This is a genomic window from Lentibacter sp., from assembly GCF_029254145.1.
GTDB lineage: Bacteria > Pseudomonadota > Alphaproteobacteria > Rhodobacterales > Rhodobacteraceae > Lentibacter.
Window position 1 is genome coordinate 1 of the sequence record NZ_JAQWYD010000095.1, and the last position, 8959, is coordinate 8959.

Sequence of the window (8959 nt, forward strand, 5' to 3'; positions counted from 1 at the left end):
ATCCGCTTTGTCACCGAAATGTGCAAAATGCGCGCCTTTGTCGACCTCTGGGATGAAATCTTGCTGGAGCGCTACGGGGTCACAGACGCCAAGTTCCGCCGCTTCCGCTATGGTGTGCAGGTCAATTCGCTCGGCCTCACAGAGCAGCAACCAGAGAACAACGTCTACCGTATCCTGATCGAAATGCTCGCCGTGACGCTTTCCAAAAAGGCCCGCGCTCGTGCTGTGCAGCTTCCCGCGTGGAATGAAGCCCTCGGCCTGCCCCGCCCTTGGGATCAGCAATGGTCGATGCGGATGCAGCAGATCATGGCCTTTGAAACCGATCTCTTGGAATATGACGATCTCTTTGATGGCAACCCCGCTGTCGACGCTAAAGTCGAAGCCCTCAAAGCCGGCACCCGCCAAGAACTCGCAGGGCTTGATGGCATGGGCGGTGCGATCAAGGCGATTGACTATATGAAAGCCCAACTGGTGACCTCAAACGCCGAGCGCTTGGGCCGCATTGAAGCTGGCGAAACTGTGGTTGTCGGTGTGAACAAATACACACAAACCGAACCAAGCCCGCTGATGAGCGCCGATGGCGGCATTATGACTGTGGATCCTGCCACAGAGGCCGAACAAATCAACCGCCTCACAGAATGGCGGGCCGCACGCGACGAGGCTGCTGTTCAATCTGCTCTCACGGCGCTACGCGACGCCGCTGCAAAGGGTGAGAATATCATGCCCGCCTCAATCGTGGCTGCCAAGGCAGGCGCGACAACAGGCGAATGGGCCGCCCAGATGCGAGCAGTCCACGGCGAATACCGCGGACCAACGGGCGTCTCGCCCTCTCCTTCAAACAAGACCGAAGGGCTGGATGATTTGCGTGCCGCTGTCGACCACGTCTCGGACAAGCTGGGCCGCCGCCTTGCCTTTCTCATTGGCAAGCCAGGTCTGGATGGCCACAGCAATGGCGCCGAACAGATCGCATATCGCGCCCGCGACTGCGGCATGAGCATCACCTATGATGGCATTCGCCTCACGCCTGAAGAGCTCGTGCGCGCGGCTGAAGAACAGGGCTCCCATGTGGTTGGCCTCTCGATCCTCTCGGGCAGCCATATCCCTCTCGTGGAAGAGCTTATGCAGCGCATGGAAGCCGCAGGCCTTGCGCATATCCCTGTCATCGTCGGCGGGATTATCCCGGATGACGACGCCAAACGGCTGCTGGCAATGGGCGTGGCGCGCGTTTACACGCCCAAGGATTTCGAGCTCAACACCATCATGATGGATGTGGTCACGCTGGCCGATCCAAAGGCCGAAGCCGCCGAATAGCGCTTTACCTTTCCGGCACGGTTTTGCACTCTCCCGCGGACAAGCGGGAGAAACACTATGACAGTTCACATCGGTGCAAAAATTGGCGATATCGCCGAGACGGTCCTCATGCCAGGCGACCCTTTGCGCGCCAAATGGGCCGCCGAAACGTTTCTGGATGCCCCCCGCCTCGTCAACGAAGTGCGTGGCATGCTCGGCTATACGGGCACGTATAAAGGCAACCCTGTGACAATCCACGGCTCAGGTATGGGCATGCCAAGCCTCTCTATTTACGCCAACGAGCTTATTCGCGACTTCGGTGCCAAAACCCTCATTCGCATCGGCTCCTGTGGCGGCATGCAGCCTCATGTCAAAATTCGCGATGTCATCATCGCCATGAGTGCAACCTCTCTCAACACCCCATCTATGGGCCTCTTCCGTGAAGTCAACTTTGCACCTACGGCGGATTGGGCACTTCTGCGCGCCGCTGTCACAGCCGCCGAGGCCATGGGTCAAACACCCCATGTAGGTGGCATATATTCCTCTGACGTATTTTATGACGAACGCCCAGATCTCACAGAGCAAATGACACGCCACGGTATTCTCGGCGTCGAAATGGAAGCCGCCGAACTCTACACGGTCGCGGCCCGTCTTGGTGCGCGTGCCCTCGCGGTTCTGACAGTCTCGGATCACTTGCAAACAGGCGAGGCCCTTCCCAGCTCCGAGCGTGAACAAAGCTTTGGCGACATGGTCCAAATCGCTCTCCACGCGGCCTTCCCTGCCTAGCTCTTTTTCTTTCTTAAAATATCCCGGGGAGCGCGAGGGGCAGCGCCCCTCGCCTGGTCGGATTGCGCGCTGCGCAATTCGATCCCTATCTCCCATGGCTTCCGTTATAGCCGTTCTTCACAGGCGGCTCCCAGCCCTCCAGCGCCCCGTCCAAAGGCTCAAACACCTCAACATGCAAAGGATAACACGCCGCCGTATCCGAGGTATGCTCGCTTGAGCAATCCCCGCCAGGGCAAGCCGACAAAGCCCCTAGTAGATCAACCTCCGCGAAAAACTCAAGATAGTCACCCACCCGCACCGGGCTGGCTTTCATAAAATACTGCCCTGTATCGCGGGTGAAACCTGTGCACATAAACACGTTCAAAACATCATGCACATGTGGCTCCGCTTCAGCGTCGCTCACACCAAGATGGTCAGCCAAGGCGCGGGTGAGGTTTGAATGACAGCAGTGGTGATATTGCGTCCCACTGAGCAAATTGCCTGTGTAGGGGTCACAGCGTGTGCCAATCACATCATGCACGGAGCCGCCAAATGCGTCGATCCCATACCAAGACAGAGTGTCCGCCACGATCGTTGCAAGGGGGCGCAAATGCGGGAAGCTTGACCACATCCGCTCGCCTGTTGTGATATGGGTGCCGTGCAGGGCACGGGTCTTGCCCGAATAAAACCGCTCCGACAGGTCGTTCTTGTTCCAGAGATTGAGATCGCCCACTTGCGGGCCTTCCACAGAGCTGATGCGAAAAAAGCTGCCCTGTGGCAATTCAAATGTGCAGGCCTCGCGCGGGGCGGCAAAGGTCTCGCTGATCTTCTTCGCCCCGTCTCGCGCTGCGCGATAGAGCGCCATCGGCGGTGTCGGCAGGGTGGCGTTGGGGTAGCAGATTACTGGTTCAACAGCGCGGCGCGCGGCGGCATCATTTGGCTCGGTCATTTGGGCATCTTTCGCTGGCTTTCAATTCCAGCCTTGCAGCAAAACGCCCGAGCTTCAAGTCGGCGCATACCCAAGCTGCGCCTCTTGGGCAAGATCGAGTTGCGTCCAGACAAAGGCGTGATCCGCTGCCTCAAGAGGCGCATAGCCCGCTGGCTGAAACGCCCCTTCACTGGCCCGCCCGCGCCGTGCGGCGACAGGGCGGAAAGTCTGATAGCGCGCAAGTCCGTAGTGCTCAGACACAAAACGCACAAACCCTTCCGGGTTGGCTGTCAGGTCTTCATGGCGCAGTATCAGGCAATTGGCGAACCGCGTTTCAAGACTTAGAAAGCCGGTGTTCTTTGCATGACGCAGCGCAAGGATCGTTTCAAAGCGCGCGCCTGTCAGCGGATGGCGGTCATAGTGCAGCTCCGTGCCCCAACGGGCCCCGCCTTGCGCAACACCAAAGTTCTGCTCGTCCACGCGGGTCTGCCACTCGGCACGAATAAAATCGGAGAACTCAAGCTTGGCCAGCTCAGGTACAGCGTGCCACGGGCGGGCGTGCATCGAGCGCAGCCATGTTTCGGGCGCGCGGAACATGACCACGGCGAGGCAACTTGCGGGCGCCGCAACCATCTGTGGAAAGCCGTGCTTCCAGTCATAGCGAAAGCCCTGTGGACCAATTCTGTCGCCTGTGCTGTCTTTAAGTGCAGGGATGTTTTGCACGAGAAGCTGGTGCGCCAGATTGGTCCCAGAATTGCGCTCGCCAAAGACAAAATGCTCGCTGATCGCGCCTTGGCGGCGCGATACCGCAATCGCCGAGAAATGATGCGTCGCCATGGTCTGCTCCTTTGGCCAAAGGCTAGGAGCGAGCGACGCAACTGTCCAGCGGCTTAGGCCGCCATTGGCGTGTCTTCATAAGGGTGTTGGGTTTCTGGTTTCTGATTGTCGCCTGACCAGTATTCATATGCTTGATCAAGAGCGTCGAGGGCGGCACGTTTCTGGACTTCAGTCTGGTTCTGCATGAGTTTGCTCCGAATGTGTCAAACTCCTCCCTGTCCCTACTATAAAGGCTTTGTTGAATGGGAGCAGTGCCAAATCAGAATGGCAGCCATACCGATGCTGCATCGCAGCATAAAAAACGGGCAGCCCCGCAGAGCTACCCGCCTAATTTTAGTGCAAACGAGCCTTAAACGACGCGGTTGACCTGCATGCGCTTGATCTCTGCAATCGCTTTGGCTGGGTTGAGACCCTTGGGGCAAGTCTTGGCGCAGTTCATGATTGTATGGCAGCGGTAGAGTTTGAACGGATCTTCCAGATCGTCCAGACGCTCGCCTGTTGCCTCATCGCGGCTGTCGATGATCCAGCGATATGCATGAAGCAGCGCGGCCGGGCCAAGGTATTTGTCCGAGTTCCACCAGTAGCTCGGGCAAGATGTCGAGCAGCAGGCGCACATGACACACTCATAGAGGCCATCAAGCTTCTTGCGATCACCAATCGACTGCTTCCATTCTTTTTGCGGGCGGTTTGTCTTGGTTTCGAGCCAAGGCATGATGCTCGCGTGCTGAGCGTAGAAATGCGTCAGATCGGGGATAAGGTCTTTTACCACTGGCATATGCGGCAGCGGATAAACTTTGACAGCAGTCCCGTCTTTGACTTCGTCCATCCCGTAGATACAGGCCAGTGTGTTGATCCCGTCGATGTTCATCGCGCAGGAGCCACAAATCCCTTCGCGGCAAGAGCGGCGGAACGTGAGCGTCGGGTCGATCTCGTTTTTGATCTTGATGAGCGCATCGAGGATCATCGGACCGCAGTTGTCCATATCCACGAAATACGTATCAACGCAGGGGTTTTTCCCATCGTCAGGGTTCCAGCGATAGATATCAAACTGGCGAAGGTTGGTCGCACCTTCTGGCTTGGGCCATGTTTTGCCCGTCGTAATGCGGCTATTCACGGGAAGTTTGAACTCTGCCATCCGTTTTCTCCTTTAGGAGGCCAAGAGGCCAGTTGAGGCCTTGGCAATACATGTGGTTGTAGCGCGGCGCTGGATAATATCCGTGACCAAGCCGATTGTGCTGGGCTCAACACCCGTGATCGAGGCGCGGCTGAGCTTGAAAAGCTCGTTGGCGCTTGCGTTGTCGATGATGCAGCTAGAGTAAGGCGTCACCAGCTTGGCGGGCACGGTCTCCGGCAGATGCGCCGTGAGAACCTTTTCCACCGTGGCTTTCGCCGTTACCCGCGCAGCATCGTCCACGGCCTTTTGAGCCGTGTCGCAGCCAGCGAGCAACGCCAAAGCGCCTGCCAGATATGCAGCCTTAAGCGTCATCAGAACGTCCGCTCTTTCGGAGCGATCCGCTTGAGGCTGATTCCGCCTTCTTTCTCAGTCGTCAGAGGCGTTTTGCCGACATCACGATAGCTCAGCTTCACTTTGTTGCCCTCAAGGTGGGCAATGGTGTGAACGCGCCACTTTTCGTCATCGCGTGTGGCGAAGTCTTCGTGCGCGTGTGCGCCGCGGCTTTCCTTACGGGCTTCTGCGCCAGCAATAGTGGCCAAAGCGTTTGGCATAAGGTTTGTCAGCTCAAGCGTTTCCATGAGATCAGAGTTCCAGACCAGCGAGCGGTCTGTGACTTTGAGATCATCCTGCTTGTCTGCAATCGCCGCCATCTTATCAACGCCCTCTTTGAGCGTCTTGGATGTACGGAACACAGCCGCGTCAGCCTGCATTGTCTTTTGCATCTCAAGGCGTAGCTCGGCAGTGCCGGTTGTGCCTTTGGCGTGGCGCAGACCGTCAAAGCGCGCAAACGCCGCATCAACAGAAGCTTTGTTCAGCTCGGGGTTGGGCGCGTCAGCGTCCACAATCTGGCCCGCGCGGATCGCCGCAGCGCGGCCAAAGACCACAAGGTCAATCAACGAGTTCGAACCAAGACGGTTGGCGCCGTGCACAGAGGCACAGCCCGCCTCGCCCACAGCCATAAGGCCCGGCACGATAGCGTTTGCGTCTTTCTTCGTCGGGTTGATCACTTCGCCCCAATAGTTCGTTGGCACGCCACCCATGTTGTAGTGCACCGTCGGGATCACAGGGATCGGCTCTTTGGTGACATCAACACCTGCGAAAATCTTGGCTGATTCCGAGATGCCTGGAAGGCGCTCGGCCAGAGCATCGGCAGGGAGGTGTGAGAGGTTGAGGTGAATATGGTCGCCCTCAGCACCCACGCCACGGCCCTCACGGATCTCCATGGTCATCGAGCGCGAAACATAGTCGCGCGGCGCGAGGTCTTTATACTGTGGCGCATAACGCTCCATAAAGCGTTCGCCTTCGGAGTTTGTCAGATAGCCGCCCTCGCCGCGTGCGCCCTCGGTGATCAGGCAGCCTGAGCCGTAGATGCCTGTGGGATGAAACTGGACGAATTCCATATCCTGCAAGCCAAGGCCCGCGCGAGCGACCATGCCGCCACCATCACCTGTGCATGTGTGCGCAGATGTGGCCGAGAAATAAGCGCGCCCGTAGCCACCTGTGGCCAGAACGACCATCTTGGCGTTAAAGACATGCATCGTGCCGTCATCAAGCTTCCAGCAAACGACACCTTGGCACTGCCCGTCTTCGGACATGACCAGATCGATCGCGAAATATTCGATGTAGAATTCGGCGTTGTTCTTCAGCGACTGGCCGTAAAGCGTGTGCAAGATCGCGTGGCCTGTGCGGTCCGCGGCGGCGCAAGTGCGCTGCACAGCGGGGCCTTCGCCAAACTCGGTGGTGTGGCCGCCGAAGGGACGTTGATAAATCTTGCCCTCTTCTGTGCGCGAAAACGGAACGCCATAGTGCTCAAGCTCATAGACCGCCTTGGGCGCTTCGCGAGCGAGATATTCCATCGCATCTGTGTCACCAAGCCAGTCAGAGCCTTTGACCGTGTCATACATATGCCACTGCCAGTGATCAGGGCCCATGTTGGACAGCGAAGCAGCAATACCGCCTTGCGCTGCAACCGTGTGGGAGCGCGTTGGGAAAACCTTGGTCACACAAGCGGTGCGCAAGCCCTGCTCGGCCATACCGAGCGTTGCACGCAAACCAGCGCCACCCGCACCGACAACAACAACGTCATAATCGTGTGTTTCGTATTCGTATTCAGCCATGGTCAAAATGTCCTTACAGCGCGAGTTTGGCCAGCGCATAGAGCGCGGTAGCCGTCATCAAATAGGTGAGAGCTGTCACAAAAATGATCAGCCCTTTGCGGGTCGTGCCCTTCGTGTAATCCTCGATCATGATTTGCGCACCCTTGCGCGCATGATTGAGGCCGATGAAAAGCGTAAGCCCTACGATGATTACAACAAAGGGGCTTTGGAACGTCGCCAGCACCTCGGCGTGGCTGCTGCCCAGAGCGCGCCCGATAATAAAGATAAAGGCAGGCACAACGAGGGCGAGGCCAACGGCACTCACCTGCATGGACCAGTGGTGCTCCGCGCCATGATGGGCCGAGCCTTTGCCTGCTGCGCGTTTACGAGCTGTCAAATACCGCATGTCTCGCTCCCCTTATACGATGATCAAAGTGATTACGGTGAGAACTGCCGATCCGATCAGACAAGCCCACCCGAGCTTTTCTGCAGTCGGGATATCAAGACCGTGACCCGCATCAAAATAGAGGTGACGCAGACCTGCAAGGTAGTGATACCAGACGCCCAGAACCGAGAGGCTCATGACGATGTCGCCGAACCATGAGGTCAGCACCGCGTTGGCGACCTCATAATAGGCGGGGCCGACAGCCGCCGCCAAGAGCCACCAAACCACGAGCAGCGCCGAGATGATCAGTGCGTTGCCTGTGATCCGTGTCAGGATCGAAGTGATCGAAGTGAGCTGCGGGCGATAAATCGTCAAATGCGGCGAAAGCGGGCGCTCTACGGGTTTGCCATTGGCCATGTGAGTAGATCCTCTTCTCAGATGCGTGCTGACTCAATACCTCTGCACGCGTTACACCTCTGATAACGGATTTGAAGGCAGAGTCACGCAAAGAGACGCCGATCAGACCTGCTTTTTTGTCGCAAATGCCGAGAAAATTGCATTTGTGATCACACTTATTGAAAGTGTGATCACAAAATAAGCCACCTCAGAGCGGCATCAGGGCCCAGTAATCGAGGTCCAACAGAACATGCGGAAGATATTTTCCATCCTCGCCTTTGAGCGTAAAGGCGTCGCCCCCGCTCACGGCGACAAGCCGCAAACGCACAGCCCCCACGCCGGGCGCGGATGTCTCGGCCTTGTCCAGCACTTCGGACCACGCCTTCACGGTCAGCCCACTAAAACAGGGGTTTGCGTGCGCACCCCCATTGAGGCCAACAATCATCTGCGCATTTGCAAGCCCGTTAAAGCTCAGCGCGCGTGCCATCGAGATGATATGTCCGCCATAGATGAGCCTCTGGCCATCGGGGCGGAACGTCGCGTCAAAATGTACCTTGGCGGTGTTCTGCCAAAGCCGCGTGGCGAGCATATGCTCGGCTTCCTCGATCGTCACACCGTCAACATGGTCGATCTTCTCACCAACGGCGTAGTCGCCCCAGCGGTGCGGCTCGCCTGCAAGGGCAAAGTCATAGCCCGTAAAGTCCAAGCCCTCGGGGATCTTCAGATCTTCGGGCGCGATCACACCCGCAAGCTCAGGCACATGTGTCTCGGGAGCAGGTGCATCCAGATTGCCTTTGCGCACCATGACCCAGCGCACATAGCTGAGCACAGGCTCTTCCATCTGGTTGAGACCTGTGGTCCGTACCCAGACAACCCCTGTCTTGCCATTGCTGTTTTGCTTGAGGCCAATGACTTCAGACACAGCGCGCAGCGTATCACCGGGATACACAGGCAAAAGCCAGCGCCCCTCGGCATAGCCCAGATTGGCCACCGCATTCAGCGAAATATCAGGAACAGTCTTGCCAAAGACCACATGGAACGCCGCCAAGTCATCGATCGGGGAGCCTTCCAAACCGCTCTGAGCCGCA

General features: G+C 57.7%; 11 protein-coding genes. 2 read left to right on the plus strand and 9 right to left on the minus strand.

The window, feature by feature from the left end:
• A partial coding sequence (locus tag P8O11_RS11130; protein ID WP_300294227.1) for a methylmalonyl-CoA mutase family protein occupies positions 1-1311 on the plus strand: 1311 nt, incomplete at its 5' end.
• Positions 1312-1368: 57 nt separating this feature from the next.
• Entirely contained in the window at positions 1369-2076 is a 708-nt protein-coding gene (deoD, locus tag P8O11_RS11135) for a purine-nucleoside phosphorylase (RefSeq protein WP_300294228.1), read from the plus strand.
• Between the two features lie 85 nt (positions 2077-2161).
• Here the strand turns inward: deoD and P8O11_RS11140 are convergent, their stop codons facing one another.
• From P8O11_RS11140 to P8O11_RS11180, 9 genes are all read right to left on the minus strand, one after another.
• The gene (locus P8O11_RS11140) at positions 2162-3004 is read right to left on the minus strand and encodes a DUF1989 domain-containing protein (RefSeq protein WP_300294229.1); all 843 of its coding nucleotides are present in this window, start codon (positions 3002-3004) and stop codon (positions 2162-2164) included.
• 54 nt (positions 3005-3058) lie between these two features.
• The gene (locus tag P8O11_RS11145; RefSeq protein WP_300294230.1) at positions 3059-3820 is read right to left on the minus strand and encodes a hypothetical protein; all 762 of its coding nucleotides are present in this window, start codon (positions 3818-3820) and stop codon (positions 3059-3061) included.
• Between the two features lie 53 nt (positions 3821-3873).
• Entirely contained in the window at positions 3874-4005 is a 132-nt protein-coding gene (locus P8O11_RS11150; RefSeq protein ID WP_271437363.1) for a hypothetical protein, read from the minus strand.
• Between the two features lie 164 nt (positions 4006-4169).
• Positions 4170-4955 carry a succinate dehydrogenase iron-sulfur subunit gene (locus P8O11_RS11155; protein WP_089887770.1) on the minus strand — a complete coding sequence of 262 codons (786 nt, stop codon included), beginning with the start codon at positions 4953-4955 and terminating at the stop codon, positions 4170-4172.
• 12 nt (positions 4956-4967) lie between these two features.
• Complete coding sequence (locus tag P8O11_RS11160) at positions 4968-5306, minus strand: hypothetical protein (RefSeq protein ID WP_300294231.1); 339 nt, start codon at positions 5304-5306, stop codon at positions 4968-4970.
• Entirely contained in the window at positions 5306-7111 is a 1806-nt protein-coding gene (gene sdhA / locus P8O11_RS11165) for a succinate dehydrogenase flavoprotein subunit (protein ID WP_300294232.1), read from the minus strand. The genes P8O11_RS11160 and sdhA overlap by 1 nt, the downstream gene beginning before the upstream one ends.
• A gap of 13 nt (positions 7112-7124) precedes the next feature.
• Entirely contained in the window at positions 7125-7496 is a 372-nt protein-coding gene (gene sdhD, locus P8O11_RS11170; protein ID WP_300294233.1) for a succinate dehydrogenase, hydrophobic membrane anchor protein, read from the minus strand.
• 12 nt (positions 7497-7508) lie between these two features.
• Positions 7509-7892, minus strand: a complete 384-nt coding sequence (gene sdhC / locus P8O11_RS11175; protein ID WP_300294234.1) for a succinate dehydrogenase, cytochrome b556 subunit — start codon at positions 7890-7892, stop codon at positions 7509-7511.
• A gap of 187 nt (positions 7893-8079) precedes the next feature.
• The coding region (locus P8O11_RS11180) for a MaoC family dehydratase (protein ID WP_300294235.1) at positions 8080-8959 on the minus strand (880 nt) is incomplete at its 5' end.

Excerpts from the sequence above, each read along its gene's own strand:
- sdhA (WP_300294232.1), bottom strand. The coding sequence starts at position 7,111 with ATGGCTGAATACGAATACGAAACACACGATTATGACGTTGTTGTTGTC.
- P8O11_RS11160 (WP_300294231.1), bottom strand. The coding sequence starts at position 5,306 with ATGACGCTTAAGGCTGCATATCTGGCAGGCGCTTTGGCGTTGCTCGCT.
- P8O11_RS11140 (WP_300294229.1), bottom strand. The coding sequence starts at position 3,004 with ATGACCGAGCCAAATGATGCCGCCGCGCGCCGCGCTGTTGAACCAGTA.
- sdhD (WP_300294233.1), bottom strand. The coding sequence starts at position 7,496 with ATGCGGTATTTGACAGCTCGTAAACGCGCAGCAGGCAAAGGCTCGGCC.
- P8O11_RS11145 (WP_300294230.1), bottom strand. The coding sequence starts at position 3,820 with ATGGCGACGCATCATTTCTCGGCGATTGCGGTATCGCGCCGCCAAGGC.
- sdhC (WP_300294234.1), bottom strand. The coding sequence starts at position 7,892 with ATGGCCAATGGCAAACCCGTAGAGCGCCCGCTTTCGCCGCATTTGACG.
- P8O11_RS11150 (WP_271437363.1), bottom strand. The coding sequence starts at position 4,005 with ATGCAGAACCAGACTGAAGTCCAGAAACGTGCCGCCCTCGACGCTCTT.
- P8O11_RS11155 (WP_089887770.1), bottom strand. The coding sequence starts at position 4,955 with ATGGCAGAGTTCAAACTTCCCGTGAATAGCCGCATTACGACGGGCAAA.
- deoD (WP_300294228.1), top strand. The coding sequence starts at position 1,369 with ATGACAGTTCACATCGGTGCAAAAATTGGCGATATCGCCGAGACGGTC.